This is a genomic window from Thermodesulfomicrobium sp. WS, assembly GCF_027925145.1.
In the GTDB taxonomy this organism is placed as follows: Bacteria; Desulfobacterota; Desulfovibrionia; order Desulfovibrionales; family Desulfomicrobiaceae; genus Thermodesulfomicrobium.
Genome location: NZ_AP027130.1, coordinates 753,859 through 766,742 on the forward strand (window position 1 = coordinate 753,859; position 12,884 = coordinate 766,742).

Genomic DNA, 12,884 nt, shown 5'->3' on the forward strand with positions numbered 1-12,884 from the left:
CCGTCAAAGGGCTGGGCGCATTGGGCAAAGGAGAGCCGGGCAGTGGGATTTAGGCCGCAGCGGCATCAAAAAAAAGGCCTTGCCGCGTGGGTGTGGCAAGGCCGTGGTCCGCTGTGGCGTCCCCAAGGGGATTTGAACCCCTGTTACCGGCGTGAGAGGCCGATGTCCTGGGCCACTAGACGATGGGGACCCGGAAGAGTGGCGTCCCCAAGGGGGTTTGAACCCCTGTTACCGGCGTGAGAGGCCGGTGTCCTAGGCCACTAGACGATGGGGACGCACGTGGTGGGCCGTGAAGGGATCGAACCTTCGACTCTCTGCTTAAAAGGCAGATACTCTACCGTCTGAGTTAACGGCCCGATGTCGAGAAGCCGCCCTTAGCGGGAGTGCTCGGCTGCTGTCAACCGATTTTGCATGCTCGCGTGGCCGCGGGCAAGACGGCCCTCGACCATCTGGGCCAAGGAGGACAGCACGGTGGTGAGAAGGAAATAGATGACGGCCACTGCGGTCCAGACCTCGAAGGTGCGGTAGGTGGTGGCCATGAGCTGCATGCCTTGGAAGGTGAGCTCCTGGATGGAAATGACCGCCATGATGGCGGAATCCTTGACGGTGGAGATGCCTTGCCCCGCCAAGGGCGGCACCATGACCCGCAGCGCCTGGGGCAGGACCACGTGGCGCAGGATTTGCCCTTGGGAGAGCCCGAGGGCAGAGCCGGCGTCCCATTGCCCGCGGGGGATGGATTCGATGCCGGTCCGGACGATTTCGGCCACGTAGGCCCCCTCCATGAGGCCCAAGATGCACGCTGCGGACCACAGGGCGTGCATCTGGCTCACCGGGCCGAAGGCAAATTCCAAGAGGCCCCGAATAGTGCCGGTGGCGGTGCGGGCGGCGCTATGCAGGTGGCTGAGCAACGGGATCTGGTCCGCGAGGAAGAAATAGCCGAGAAAGACGAGCACCAGCGGCGGGATATTGCGGATGCCGTGGATGAGGCATGCCGAGAGGGCGCGCAGATACGGCCAGTGGCTCACCCGGCACAGCCCGCCCACGGCGCCAAGGACTATGGCGATCAGTCCGCCCCAGCAGGAAAGACGCAGGGTTTGGGCAACCCCTTGGAGAAGCAGCCCCGGGGCAAGCGCAGGTTCGGTGCGTACGAGATAGGGGACAAGGGATTTCCAGTCCCAATCGTAGGGCACCTGGTGTTGGGCGCGCAGCGCGATCCCTGCCCCGGCGGCGGCAAGGGTGAGGAGGATGAGAAAGTCAGGCCACAGCCGGCGCCGTGGCCTGCGAGTCTTTTTCATTGGAGGCGCGACTGCCAATCCAGGGTGCGGAACCAGTAGGTGTAGCGCTCTTCCAGCCAGCCTTGGGTTTGCTGGATGGTGATCCAGTTGTTGAGGAAATTGAGGAAGTCGTGGTCGCCCTTGGGCACGGCGAAGCCGATGGGTTCGCGGGTGAAGGTCTGGCCCGCAAGGGGCAGATAGAGGCGGTCCTTGTGGCGTACTGCCTGGTGTTCGGGGAAGGGCGCCGAGGCCACCATGGCGTGGGCGCGGCCGGTGAGGACCTCTTGGAGGGCCTGGGCCTCGTCCTCGAACATGCGCATGGTGGCTTTGGGCATGAACTTCTGGACCGCGGCCACGGAGGTGGCGCCGGTCTTCACCGCAATGACGACGTCCGGGCTGTTGAAGGCATCGAGGCTTGTCTTGTGGGATGCTGTTTGGGCATTGGCCACGATGGACATGCCGGAGAACTCGTAGGGGATGCTGAAATTGACCTTGAGGTTCCGTGCCGGCGTAATGCCCATGCCGCCGATGATGATGTCGAACTTGCCGGCCAGCAGCGCCGGGATGATGCCCGACCACTTGGTGGGCACGAATTCCACCTGTACCCCCATGTCTTCGGCCAGCTTGCGGGCCACGTCGATTTCAAAGCCCATGTACTCGCCGTTTTTGTCCTTCATGGCCCAGGGGACGAAGGTGTCGAATCCGACCCGAAGCACCCCACGGCGCACGACTTCATCCAAGGTGTTTTGTGCCGAGCTTGGCGCGGCGAAACCCAAAAGAACCATGGCAAGAAGCAGCAAGGAACGTACACGATGGCGCATGACAACCTCCAGAAAGCGGGTTGAGGGATGAGGGACCGTGCATGCGGAATGCGACCCACGAGAGGGTTCCCGTGAGCACGAGATACATGCCGGCGACGAAAAACCAGGTCTCGAAGACGAGAAACGTCTCCGCCACCACGGCGCCGGCGCGCATGGTGAGGTCGTAGACCGCGATGGTGGACACCAGGGCAGAGTCCTTGATGAGGGAGACCCCTTGGTTCACCAATGCAGGAAGCACCGTGCGCACGGCTTGGGGCAGGACGACCCGAGTCCACAGGTGCCAGGAGGACAGGCCCAGGCTGCGTCCGGCTTCCCATTGGCCTTGGGGTACGGCCAGGATGCCGGCGCGCAGGATCTCCGAGGCATACGCCCCCTCGAACAGGGCCAGGGCCACGATGGCGGTGACGAATCGGTCAATGCCGAGGATCGGGGCGGCGACGAAATAGAGGAAGAAAATCTGGACGATGAGCGGGGTGTTGCGCACTGCATCCAGCACCACCCGGGAGACGGCGCGGGCCACGGGCGAGGCCGATAGCCGCATGAGGGCAAGGCTCACGGCTCCCAGGGCCATGCCGCCAAGCCCCCAGAGGCTCACCTGGATGGTTTGGGCAAGACCGAGGAGGATGGGGCCCGGGGCGAGACCGTCCTGGGTGCGGAGCACATACGGCCAGAGCCGGCTCCATTGCCAGGTGTAGCCCACGTGCTCCGCTCCACGTATGAGCAGCCACCCGAGGACGGCCAGGGTGAGCAGCACCCGCGCCCACACCCATCCCGGATGGTGCCACCAGATCCTCCAGCATAATGGAATGCGCACGCCAAACAGCATACCCTCGTAGTACGCCACAGGGTGGAAAAAGTCCATCATCGCAAAACTGGAGGCAGTCCCATGGGGAGCAGAGGTGCGCATGGGGGCGATGGTGCCCGGGGCGGGATTTGAACCCGCACGGCCCGAAAGCCAAGGGATTTTAAGTCCCTGGTGTCTACCGTTCCACCACCCGGGCAGGAAAGGCGACTGTAGGCGCAGTGTCTGCCTGGGTCAATCGCCTTGGGAAGAGAGGCTCTTTGAAGTTTTCTCGGAGCCTTGGAACACCCGGGCCAGTCCGCCTTGCGCGGTCTCCCGGTACAGGGAAGGAAGGTCGTGGCCGGTCTGCTGCATGGCCTCCACCACCTGATCGAAACTGATGAGATGGCGGCCGTCGGTGAGCAGGGCATACTCCGCGGCGGACAGGGCACGGATGGCGGCAAAGGCGTTGCGCTCGATGCAGGGGACCTGCACCAGCCCCAGGATAGGGTCGCAGGTGAGCCCCAAGTGGTGCTCCAAACCCATCTCGGCGGCGTATTCCACCTGAGCCGGAGATCCGCCGAGGATCTGCGCCGCAGCGGCGGCGGCCATGGCGCAGGCCACGCCCACTTCGCCCTGGCAGCCCACCTCCGCCCCGGCGATGGAGGCATTGGTCTTGACGATGTTGCCCACCAGCCCTGCCGTGGCCAAGGCCCGGAGGATGTCCGTTTCGTCCAGTTCCATGTCCTTGTGGAGATAGGCGAGCACCGCCGGTACGATCCCACATGACCCGCAGGTGGGGGCGGTAACCACCATGCCGCCTGCGGCGTTGTGCTCCGCCACCGCCAGGGCGTAGGCGGTAAGCAGGGCCGTGCGCCGCATGCTTCCACGCAGGTTCTTGGCGCGGGCAAGGACGGACTTGGCCTTGCGCTGGAGCTTGAGTCCTCCGGGGAGCACCCCTTCGGCCTTGCTGCCTTCGCTGATGGCGGCGCGCATGGCGCTCCACACCTTGGCCAGGTATTCCCAGATGTCCGGCTCCACGTCGTCCACCAAGGCCCAGAAGGGGCGGCCGGAGTCCTGCGCCCAGGCGAGGATCGTGGCCATGTGGCGCAGGGGGTAGATGGACGGCGCCGGTTCCACCTGGCCGCTTGGCTCGCGGATCTCTCCGCCGCCGATGCTGAACACCGTCCAGGTGGCCGTGGGGGTGCCCTGCTCCGAGAGGGTTTCGAAGGTCATGCCATTGGGATGAAAGGCCAGCGGCTTGGGATCCCAGAGGATTTCCGCCTGCAGGGGGGCAAGTCCCTGGAGGATGGCCTGGTCCGTCAAGTGGCCTTTGCCGGTGGCGGCGAGGCTCCCATGCAGGGTGACGCGCACGCGGGCGGCGTCCGGATGTTTTTGCCGAAAGACCTCCGCGGCCCGGCGCGGACCCATGGTATGGCTGCTGGAGGGGCCCATGCCGATACGGTAGAGTTCTCGCAGGGACTGCATCGTGGACTCCTACCATCGGGCTTCGACGGTGTAGCGGACCACCATCGGCGCATCTTTTGGCGTGGGCGCAAGGGTGAGGTCAAGGAGGGCCGTGCGGCTGTCTTTTTGGACAAAGGGATGGGACGGGGCTTGGATGGTCCAGTCGCCATGGAAGCGCTCCGAAAGCTCCAGCCGCTGCGGGGTGCTTTGGGCGCTCTGGATACGAAGCTCCCAGGTGCAGCGGGCGGCGTTGCGGCCGAGTTCCTGGTAGTCGAGCATGCGCCGCTCGATGACGACGTCGAAAGACTCTCCCAGGCGCAGTCGGGCCTCGGTGTCCACAGGGGTGTGGCCGATGGTGTTTTCGCCAAGGAGTACGGGACCGCTTTCCGTCTTTCCGTATACGCGCACCGTCCCTTGCGGTAGGGGGATGCCGAGGCCGCTTGCGGCACGGTTGTGCAGACGGAGCATGGTCCGGGGGTGGGTGGTCGTGGTGGCGCCGGACCAGCGTTGGGGCATGGCGTCGCTCGCCGCGGCGAGATACGGCTCCACCTGGATGGTGCGCGTGGCGATGAGCGGGACCTGCACGGTCTCGTTGGCGGCGATGTCCACGGGCTGCGGCAGGGTGTACATGTGGCCGCCGTGAATTTCTTCCCGGTGGTACTGCGGGCCCTCTTCCCGGACCATACTGGGGGCGGCGAGATATTTGCGGGAATTGTCTTCGTTGAAGTCCACATCGCCGGCGACCAGGCGCAGCTGCGCCCCGGCGAGGTCCAGTCCCGCATTGTTGGTGATGGTGGCCTGTCCCGTGAGCTCTCCGGTAGTGCCGTCGTGGTGGAGATAGAGGCTGTAGTCCATGGACCAGCGCATGCCGCTCGCCAGGTAGAGAACCTCTATGTCGTGGTGGTTGGGGCCGAGATTCTTGGCTCGCCAGGAGAGGGTGGGGGCAAGGACGAGGGAATTTGCCTGTGGGATCTGGATGCCGCGGTGCTCGCCCAAATAGATGCCGTCTTCCATCTGGAAGATGGGCGGGGTGGTGGCGGCAAGCAGTACCGCTTCCCGGGAGATGGTGCGCTCTGGGGTGGTGGGATCAGGCAGGAGCACGCGCACGGTGTGGCCTTTGAGGGCGTTGAGGAGGTTTGCCGGGGTGGTGATCCCGGGATGGAAACGGATGTCGGTGGCGGTTACAGTGCTCGGATCGGTATTCGAGCGCACGGTGACGGAGGAAAGGTCAAGGGTGGCGGCCACGCCGGGGAAGGTGACCGCGCTTTCGCCTTGGGGGTGCTCCACGCGGCGCAGGTGGCGGATGAGAGCGTGATCGGCGCTGTACATCGTGACCTGGGTGGAAAGATCGTGGGCCTCGGCAGACAGGGCGTTGAGCGTAAGACCAAGGAGGGTGATGAAGGGGAACATGGTCGGCTCCGGAGGGTTTAGGAGGTGTTGTGGGTGTGGAGGGCAAGTTCCGTGGCGCGGAGGTATTTGTGGAAGGCGTAGAAAAAGCCGTTGATAGCCAGCACAAAACCCGCACGGCCGTCGAGAAAGCCCGCACGCAACACATATATCTTGGCAAAGCGGGCGAGTCCATGGGCCAGGGCCGTGAGCACCGAGGGATGTTTTCCCTGCCGCACCAGGTCTTGGGCCGCGATTTGGGTGTAGGCGTTCATCTTTTCCACGTGCTGGGCCAGGTTGGCATAGGGGTAGTGGAGGATGTCGCCTGCAAGGCGTCGGGTGGGACCGTGAGGGCGAAAACCGTAGTGCGGGGGGGAGACGTGCACCTCGGTCTTTTCCAAGAGAAAGACCCGGGGCAGGAGGTCGGGATACCAGCCGCTATGGCGTAAGAATCGGTCGAAATAGAAGGACGCCCGCGGACAGAGAAAGGCCACGGCGTCGCCTGGGTCGGCGAGAGCCGCCTGAATGGACGCCTGCAGCGCCGGCGAGAGGATCTCGTCTTGGTCTAGGGAGACCACCCATGGGGTGTGGATCTCAGCAAAGGCAAAACGGAACTGGTCCGCCGGACCTGTCCAGTGCCGCACCAGCACCCGCGCCCCACAGGCGGCAGCGATGTCCCGGGTGCGGTCAGTACTCTCGGAGTCCACCACCAGGATCTCGTCGCAGAACGCCAGGGAGCACAGGCAGGCTTCCAGGTGGCGCTCCCCGTCTTTGGTGAGTACGAGTCCCGTGATCGGAGGGCGGCTAGACACGGCCGCGTTCTTCCAGCACGCGTAGAATGGCGTCGAATACCGTTTCCGGCGTCCCTGTGGCGTCTACCACGGCGATGCGCGCGCGGTTGAGGGCCGCCCAGGTGAGGTAGCCTTCCCGTATGCGGGTGTGGAAGGCCAGATCTTCGGCCTCAAACCGGCTTTCGTCCGGAGCCCCGGTGCTGAGGTTGCGGGCCAGCGCCCGGCGCAGTCCGGTTTCGGGGTCCACGTCGAGGACGATGGTCAGATCAGGCCATAGTCCGGCCACCGCCAGGTCGCAGAGTTCCGCCAGCCGGGCCGGGATCATGCCGCGGCCGTAGCCTTGGTAGACGATGGTGGAGTCCGCGAACCGGTCGCAGAGCACCATTCGTCCGGCACCCAGGGCCGGGCGGATGACCGTGGCTACATGCTGGGCGCGGTCGGCAAGGTAGAGAAAGAGCTCGGCCTCGCGGGTGATGTCCGTGGCCGCAGGATCGAGCAAAAGCCGCCGCAGTTCTGCGCCCAGGCGGCTTCCTCCGGGCTCACGGGTGGTGAGTACGTCGTGGCCGTGACGGATGAAATACTCGGCAAGCAGCCGCTGTTGGGTGGTTTTCCCGCAGCCTTCCATGCCTTCGAGGGTAAGAAACATGGGGATCTCCTGGGGTGCTGAGGCAGGGTGATCGCACAAGCCTTATGCCTGTGCCTTGTCGTTCGCAGGCGCGGTAGCGGCGGATGCAGGGCGCGGGGTGCGCAGGGGCTCGAACACGGCCCGGCCCAGCGCCGGGATGCGCTCCGACCAGGACAATGGGGGGGAGCCTGCCAGGGCCGCCCGGGTGGTGGCGATTTTGGCATCCAGGTTGTCGGCAAAGTGGAGGATGAAGGCCTCCACGGTCATGGGCTCTCGGGGAGTGCCGAATTCCGGCTGTCCGTGGTGGCTCACCACCAGGTGCCGCAGATGCAGGGCAAGGCCTTCAGGGAGTTCGGGTACCTGGGCGAGGAAGCGGTCGAGGATCTCCATCCCCAAAATCAGGTGTCCGACGAGCCGGCCGGCATCGGTGTACTCTCGCTCCAGGCCCGTGCGGATCTCAAAGGCCTTGCCCAGGTCGTGGAAGAGGGTGGCCACCAGCAGAATCTCTTGGTCCGCCTCAGGGTAGAGGGCGGCGATGGCTTGGGTAAGGCGCATGACCGCCAGGGTGTGCTCCAGAAGCCCCCCGACGTAGGCGTGGTGTACTTTTTTGGCCCCTGGGGCCTGAATCAGCGCCGTACGGATTTCCGGGTCCGTGAGCACCAAGGAGCAGAGGGTGCGCCACGGGGTGTAGGTGAGGCCGGCATCCAGGAGCGCTTCCAGCTGGGCGAGAAGCTCTGCAGCCGGGGTGGCGCTGGTGGTCATGAAGTCCGCAAGTTCCACGGAGGCTGGGTCCACGAGCAGGAACGAGCTGACATTGATTTGCGTCTGGCCGTTGTACCTGGTGACCGTGCCCTCCACCCTGGCGATGGTCCCGCGGGGCACGTCCGTAACGGCCTGGCTGGTAGGCGCCCAGATGCGGGCCTCCATCTGGCCGCTTTTGTCCATGAGGGTAATCTGCCAATAGGGGCCGTTTTTGGCCTCCCGGCGTTGGGCGGCGGTGACGGCGAAGAGATCCGCCACTGGGTCGCCTGGGGTAAGGTCGCTGAGATAGGTTTGCTTCATGGTCATGGAAGTTGCCAATCCTCAATGTCTGGCATAGGTGAGAGCACGTACGCATGGGTGGTGTCGCCGCCCGCGAAGCGTATGGTTTTTTGCCCAAAATGGTGCAACTGGCAAGCGACGATGGTGAGCCGGATTGGCGGCAGGAGGCGTGGATGACTGGCAAGCGAGGACGGGGCCAAACCCAGGTGCGTATCTATCCGGACTGGTGTAAAGGCTGCGGCATTTGTGTGGCCTTTTGTCCGGCCGGGGTGTTCGCCATGGGGCCGCAGGGCAAGGCGGTGGTGGCCAAGGAAGAATTGTGTATAGATTGTGGATTTTGCGAACTTCACTGTCCGGATTTCGCGGTGTCCGTAACCCCGCGTCCTGGGGGAGAGGGCACTTCCCAGGTGAGTCCCAAGGTGCACGAGGAGTCTAAGGAGGCCGAGCATGGCGAGCAAGAAACGCGCTCGTAAGGAACTCTTCGCCCAAGGCAACGACGCCGTGGTGGAAGGGGCCCTTTTGGCCGGCTGTACGTTCTATGCTGGCTATCCCATCACTCCGTCCACAGAGATCGCCGAGGGCATGGCCGCCCGGCTGCCATACGTCCCGAACGGGGTGTTCATCCAGATGGAAGACGAGATTGCGAGTCTTGGCGCGGCCATTGGCGCGTCCTTGGCCGGGCGCAAGGCCATGACCGCTACCTCGGGCCCGGGGTTTTCCCTCATGCAGGAGCATATCGGCTACGCCTGCATGGTGGAGGCGCCAGTGGTCATCGTCAATGTCATGCGCGGTGGGCCGAGCACAGGGCTCCCTACGAGCCCGGCTCAAGGCGATGTGCAGCAGGCCCGCTGGGGGACGCACGGGGATCATTCCATCATCGTGCTCTCGGCAAGTAATGTCCAAGAATGTCTGGAAATGACCGTGACGGCCTTCAATTTCGCCGAAAAGTACCGCACTCCGGTGATTCTGCTCCTCGATGAGGTGACGGCCCATACGCGCGAGCGGCTGGTGATTCCGGAAGCAGGAGAGGTGGAGATCTTTTCTCGGGTGGCGCCCTCCATGCCCCCGGAGTGGTACGTGCCCTACGAAGACGGCCTGCGTGGGGTGCCGCCCATGCCGGCCATGGGCTCCGGCTACCGCTACCACGTCACGGGGCTTACCCATGACCGCAACGGATTTCCCACCTCGCGGCCGGACGAAGTCCAGGCCCTCATTTCCCGGCAGTTCCGCAAGATCGACCAGTTCTTCTACGACATCCAGCTCACGGAGTCCTACTGGTGCGACGACGCCGAGGTGGCGGTGGTGGCCTACGGGTGCGTGGCCCGCTCAGCGCGTTTGGCCGTGGATCTGGCCCGAGAACAGGGCGTGCGGGCGGGGCTTCTCCATTTGAAGACCCTGTTTCCTTTCCCGCGGCCTGCGGTGGAGGCGGTGCTGCGCACCTGCTCCCGGGTGGTGATCCCGGAGATGAACATGGGACAGATTTCGCGCGAGGTAAAACGGGTGAACAACGGCCTGGCAGCTATCCGTACCGTGAACCGCATCGATGGCCAGATCATCACCCCCCAGGAAATCCTCAAACCCCTGCTGCGAGGCTGAAATGGCGGCCATTACCGAACTCATTCACGACTACTTGCGCCACAATAAGAAGTTTCCACACGTGCTCTGCGCTGGCTGCGGGCATGGCATCGTGCTCGGGGCCTTGATCCGCAGCATCCACGCCCTGGGGCTCTCCAAGGACGACGTGGCCCTGGTGGCAGGCATCGGTTGTTCGGGCCGGGTGGCGGTGTATGTGGATTTCAACACGGTGCACACCTGTCACGGCCGGGCCCTCACCGTGGCTACAGGCATCAAGATGGCTCATCCGAAGCTCAAGGTCATCGCCCTCATGGGTGATGGCGATGCCTTGGCCATTGGCGGCAACCATTTCATCCACGCCGCTCGGCGTAACATCGGCATCACCGCCTTGGTGCTCAACAATTCCATCTATGGGATGACCGGCGGTCAAGCGTCGCCGGCGTCGCCCCTAGGCACCATGTCCACGACCACGCCGTTTGGCCAATTGGAGCGGTCTTTCGATGTGGTGGACTTGGGTCTTGCCTGTGGTGCGGGGTATGTGGCCCGGGCTACAGCCATGCATGCCCTGCTTCTGGGAAAACTCCTGGAAGAGGCACTCACCCGGCCGGGTTTCTGCCTGGTGGAGGTGTTCACCCCCTGCCCCACGCAGTATGGTCGCAAAAACGGCTTCAAGAGCGCTGTGGATATGTACCGTTGGTACAAGGAGCGGGCCGTGAAGCGGGATCGTTGGGATACCTTGTCCAAGGAGCGCCAGGCCCAGTCCTTTCCCATCGGCGTGTTCCGGGATGCCCCCCAGCCGGGCCTTGAAGAGCGCTACTATGCCGCGTGTTCCAGTTTGCAGGAGAAGACGTCATGCCAGCCACATCAATAGATCGTTTCGAGATCCGGCTCTCTGGCCTGGGCGGCCAGGGTATTTTGACCCTGGGGCGCATTCTTGGTCAGGCCCTGGCCTTGGAGCACGGCTATCATGTGGCCCAGACGCAAAGTTACGGTCCTGAGGCCCGGGGCGGGGCGAGCCGCGCCGACGTGGTGGTGAGTTCTCGTCCCATCAGCTATCCCAAACCGGTGAATCTGGACCTCTTGGTGGCCTTGAGCCAGGAGGCCTGTAACCTGTATTATCGGGATCTCAAGGCGGAGGGCCTGCTCTTGGTGGATGCGGACATGGTGCCGCAACCGCCCACTAACCGGTTTTGCGCGCTCCCCTTTACCGCCCTTGCCCGGGAAAAGCTGGGAAACGCGCAGGCCATGAACATCGTGTGCCTGGGGGCGTTGGTGCATGTGCTGCCCATGCTCTCCCTGAAGGCGGTGAAGGCAACACTCCCCGCAGTATTGCCCCCTAAGATCGTGGAGCTCAATCTCAAGGCCGTGGAGCTGGGGCACGCACGGGCCAAAAAACAGTATCCGGATATTGCCAAACAATGGACATTCTCCTCACCAACGACGACGGCATCAATGCCGTAGGGCTGCGCGCCCTGTACCGCACCTTGCTCAATGGTGGACACAGCGTGCGGGTGGTGGCCCCAGTGACCGAGCAAAGCGCCGTGGGTCATGCCATCACCTTGTTTTCTCCCCTGCGCGTGGTGGAGGTGCAGGAGGTGGGCTTCGAGGGATTAGGCGTGGTGGGCACCCCGGCCGATTGCGTCAAGCTAGCGGTGCATCACGTGCTTGCGCGGCGGCCCGATCTGGTGATCTCGGGCATCAATGCTGGTGCCAACGTGGGCGTGGACGTGCTCTATTCCGGCACGGTCTCTGCGGCGACGGAAGGGGCCTTGGCCGGGATCCGCGCCTTGGCCGTATCCGTGGACGACTTCCGTCCCTGGGATCTTTCCGCTCAAGCCCTGTGCACCGCCTCCTTCGTGGCGGACTTTCCCTGGGCGTCGCTGCCGCCGCTCACGGTGCTCAACCTCAATTTTCCGGCAGGACCCTTGCCCTATCCGCCGCGTATCGAGGTGTGTCCGCAGACCAGCGCCACCTATCGGGATTGGTACATCGAGCGGGCCGATCCCCGCGGTCGGCCGTATTATTGGCTCGGAGGCGTCATCCCCGAGGAGTTGGTGCAGCCAGGTACGGACCGGGCCTTGCTCTCCCAAGGCTGCATCACCCTGACGCCACTCACTTTTGACCTCACCCATTGGGCGTTTTTGAACGTCTTGCGAGATACCCTTCGTCAACCCGATCAAGGAGGAGCCCATGCCCCTGACCACACCGAAAGCGATGTTTGAGCGGGCCTACGCTGAAGGCTTTGCCATCGGCGGGTTCAACGTCAACAACATGGAAATCGTCCAAGGCATCATGGAGGCGGGTGCCGCGGAGAAATCTCCTTTAATCCTCCAAGTTTCCGCAGGCGCTCGGAAGTATGCCGGCCAGGCGTACATCATCAAATTGGTGGAGGCGGCCTTGGCCACCGTGGATTTGCCGGTGGTACTCCATCTGGACCACGGACAGAACTTCGAGATCTGTAAGGAAGTCATCGACGGGGGATTTTCGTCGGTGATGATCGACGGCTCGCATTTGCCGTATGAAGAAAATATCGCGCTCACCCGCAAGGTGGTGGAGTACGCTCACGACCGTGGGGTGTGGGTGGAGGCGGAACTAGGCCGCTTGGCGGGGGTGGAAGACGATGTCCATGCTGCGGAAAGCGTCTACACGGATCCGGATCAGGCCGCAGAGTTCGTGGGGCGCACGGGCTGCGATTCCCTGGCCATCGCCATCGGCACCAGCCACGGGGCCTACAAGTTTTCCGGAGAGGCCCGTTTGGATTTCGACCGCCTGGAGAAGGTGGGCAAACTCTTGCCCGGATTTCCCATTGTGCTCCACGGGGCGTCCTCGGTGCCCCAGGAGTTCGTGGCCATGGCCAATGCGTACGGCGCGCAGATCGGCAGCGCCCGCGGGGTGCCGGAAGAGCTCTTGCGCAAGGCCGCCAGCATGGCGGTGTGCAAGATCAACATCGACACCGATATCCGTCTGGCCATGACTGCCACCATCCGCAAATATTTCGTCGAACATCCGGATCATTTCGATCCGCGACAGTATTTGAGCGCAGCCCGGGATGCGGTGCGGGAGATGGTGCGGCACAAGATCCGCAACGTCTTGGGTTCGAGCAATAAAATCGCATAAGGAGAA

At 63.8% G+C, this 12,884-nt stretch carries 14 protein-coding genes and 4 tRNA genes; 6 read left to right on the forward strand and 12 right to left on the reverse strand.

Features of this window, described 5'->3' with window-relative positions; translation table 11 throughout:
* Nucleotides 1-114 precede the first annotated feature (114 nt).
* The 12 genes from QMF81_RS03660 to QMF81_RS03715 all read right to left on the reverse strand — a co-directional run bounded on the left by QMF81_RS03660 (nt 115) and on the right by QMF81_RS03715 (nt 8,213).
* A tRNA-Glu gene (locus QMF81_RS03660) sits at nt 115-190 on the reverse strand.
* Between the two features lie 9 nt (nt 191-199).
* Nucleotides 200-275 (reverse strand) — tRNA-Glu (locus QMF81_RS03665).
* 5 nt (nt 276-280) lie between these two features.
* Nucleotides 281-356 (reverse strand) — tRNA-Lys (locus QMF81_RS03670).
* Between the two features lie 18 nt (nt 357-374).
* Complete coding sequence (locus QMF81_RS03675; RefSeq protein WP_281752116.1) at nt 375-1,295, reverse strand: amino acid ABC transporter permease; 921 nt, start codon at nt 1,293-1,295, stop codon at nt 375-377.
* Nucleotides 1,292-2,095, reverse strand: coding sequence for a transporter substrate-binding domain-containing protein (locus QMF81_RS03680; protein WP_281752118.1), 804 nt, complete (start codon nt 2,093-2,095; stop codon nt 1,292-1,294). Before QMF81_RS03680 ends, QMF81_RS03675 begins: the two co-directional genes overlap by 4 nt.
* Nucleotides 2,007-2,939: an amino acid ABC transporter permease gene (locus QMF81_RS03685; RefSeq protein WP_281752120.1), complete on the reverse strand. Its 933-nt coding sequence runs from the start codon at nt 2,937-2,939 to the stop codon at nt 2,007-2,009. The genes QMF81_RS03680 and QMF81_RS03685 overlap by 89 nt, the downstream gene beginning before the upstream one ends.
* A gap of 71 nt (nt 2,940-3,010) precedes the next feature.
* Nucleotides 3,011-3,096: transfer RNA gene (locus tag QMF81_RS03690), tRNA-Leu, on the reverse strand.
* Nucleotides 3,097-3,131: 35 nt separating this feature from the next.
* On the reverse strand, nt 3,132-4,364 hold the full coding sequence (locus tag QMF81_RS03695; protein ID WP_281752122.1) for an L-serine ammonia-lyase: 1,233 nt from the start codon (nt 4,362-4,364) through the stop codon (nt 3,132-3,134).
* 9 nt (nt 4,365-4,373) lie between these two features.
* Nucleotides 4,374-5,753, reverse strand: a complete 1,380-nt coding sequence (locus QMF81_RS03700) for a hypothetical protein (protein WP_281752124.1) — start codon at nt 5,751-5,753, stop codon at nt 4,374-4,376.
* A gap of 17 nt (nt 5,754-5,770) precedes the next feature.
* On the reverse strand, nt 5,771-6,541 hold the full coding sequence (locus tag QMF81_RS03705; RefSeq protein ID WP_281752126.1) for a glycosyltransferase family 2 protein: 771 nt from the start codon (nt 6,539-6,541) through the stop codon (nt 5,771-5,773).
* Nucleotides 6,534-7,166 carry a dTMP kinase gene (tmk, locus tag QMF81_RS03710; RefSeq protein ID WP_281752129.1) on the reverse strand — a complete coding sequence of 211 codons (633 nt, stop codon included), beginning with the start codon at nt 7,164-7,166 and terminating at the stop codon, nt 6,534-6,536. Before tmk ends, QMF81_RS03705 begins: the two co-directional genes overlap by 8 nt.
* Nucleotides 7,167-7,208: 42 nt before the next feature.
* Nucleotides 7,209-8,213 (reverse strand): HD domain-containing protein, encoded by a 1,005-nt coding sequence (locus QMF81_RS03715; protein ID WP_281752131.1) that lies wholly within the window; start codon nt 8,211-8,213, stop codon nt 7,209-7,211.
* A 146-nt stretch (nt 8,214-8,359) separates the two neighbouring features.
* On the opposite strand from QMF81_RS03715, the gene QMF81_RS03720 reads away from it, so the two are divergent.
* From QMF81_RS03720 to fba, 6 genes are read left to right on the forward strand one after another with little or no spacing between them, the layout of a single operon-like run.
* Nucleotides 8,360-8,659, forward strand: a complete 300-nt coding sequence (locus QMF81_RS03720; protein WP_281752133.1) for a 4Fe-4S dicluster domain-containing protein — start codon at nt 8,360-8,362, stop codon at nt 8,657-8,659.
* Complete coding sequence (locus tag QMF81_RS03725) at nt 8,634-9,782, forward strand: 2-oxoacid:acceptor oxidoreductase subunit alpha (protein WP_281752135.1); 1,149 nt, start codon at nt 8,634-8,636, stop codon at nt 9,780-9,782. The genes QMF81_RS03720 and QMF81_RS03725 overlap by 26 nt, the downstream gene beginning before the upstream one ends.
* A 1-nt stretch (nt 9,783) precedes the next feature.
* A complete protein-coding gene (locus tag QMF81_RS03730) occupies nt 9,784-10,632 on the forward strand; it encodes a 2-oxoacid:ferredoxin oxidoreductase subunit beta (RefSeq protein WP_281752137.1) in 849 nt (282 codons plus the stop codon).
* Nucleotides 10,614-11,222, forward strand: coding sequence for a 2-oxoacid:acceptor oxidoreductase family protein (locus QMF81_RS03735; protein ID WP_281752138.1), 609 nt, complete (start codon nt 10,614-10,616; stop codon nt 11,220-11,222). Before QMF81_RS03730 ends, QMF81_RS03735 begins: the two co-directional genes overlap by 19 nt.
* Complete coding sequence (surE, locus tag QMF81_RS03740; protein WP_281752140.1) at nt 11,180-11,983, forward strand: 5'/3'-nucleotidase SurE; 804 nt, start codon at nt 11,180-11,182, stop codon at nt 11,981-11,983. The genes QMF81_RS03735 and surE overlap by 43 nt, the downstream gene beginning before the upstream one ends.
* Nucleotides 11,952-12,878 carry a class II fructose-1,6-bisphosphate aldolase gene (gene fba, locus QMF81_RS03745; RefSeq protein WP_281752142.1) on the forward strand — a complete coding sequence of 309 codons (927 nt, stop codon included), beginning with the start codon at nt 11,952-11,954 and terminating at the stop codon, nt 12,876-12,878. Before surE ends, fba begins: the two co-directional genes overlap by 32 nt.
* Nucleotides 12,879-12,884 lie beyond the last annotated feature (6 nt).

What these genes read in the sequence shown, in the direction of transcription:
- QMF81_RS03675 (WP_281752116.1), bottom strand. Translation starts at nt 1,295, where the DNA reads ATGAAAAAGACTCGCAGGCCACGGCGCCGGCTGTGGCCTGACTTTCTC.
- QMF81_RS03680 (WP_281752118.1), bottom strand. Translation starts at nt 2,095, where the DNA reads ATGCGCCATCGTGTACGTTCCTTGCTGCTTCTTGCCATGGTTCTTTTG.
- QMF81_RS03695 (WP_281752122.1), bottom strand. Translation starts at nt 4,364, where the DNA reads ATGCAGTCCCTGCGAGAACTCTACCGTATCGGCATGGGCCCCTCCAGC.
- QMF81_RS03700 (WP_281752124.1), bottom strand. Translation starts at nt 5,753, where the DNA reads ATGTTCCCCTTCATCACCCTCCTTGGTCTTACGCTCAACGCCCTGTCT.
- tmk (WP_281752129.1), bottom strand. Translation starts at nt 7,166, where the DNA reads ATGTTTCTTACCCTCGAAGGCATGGAAGGCTGCGGGAAAACCACCCAA.
- QMF81_RS03715 (WP_281752131.1), bottom strand. Translation starts at nt 8,213, where the DNA reads ATGACCATGAAGCAAACCTATCTCAGCGACCTTACCCCAGGCGACCCA.
- QMF81_RS03720 (WP_281752133.1), top strand. Translation starts at nt 8,360, where the DNA reads ATGACTGGCAAGCGAGGACGGGGCCAAACCCAGGTGCGTATCTATCCG.
- QMF81_RS03725 (WP_281752135.1), top strand. Translation starts at nt 8,634, where the DNA reads ATGGCGAGCAAGAAACGCGCTCGTAAGGAACTCTTCGCCCAAGGCAAC.
- QMF81_RS03730 (WP_281752137.1), top strand. Translation starts at nt 9,784, where the DNA reads ATGGCGGCCATTACCGAACTCATTCACGACTACTTGCGCCACAATAAG.
- QMF81_RS03735 (WP_281752138.1), top strand. Translation starts at nt 10,614, where the DNA reads ATGCCAGCCACATCAATAGATCGTTTCGAGATCCGGCTCTCTGGCCTG.
- surE (WP_281752140.1), top strand. Translation starts at nt 11,180, where the DNA reads ATGGACATTCTCCTCACCAACGACGACGGCATCAATGCCGTAGGGCTG.
- fba (WP_281752142.1), top strand. Translation starts at nt 11,952, where the DNA reads ATGCCCCTGACCACACCGAAAGCGATGTTTGAGCGGGCCTACGCTGAA.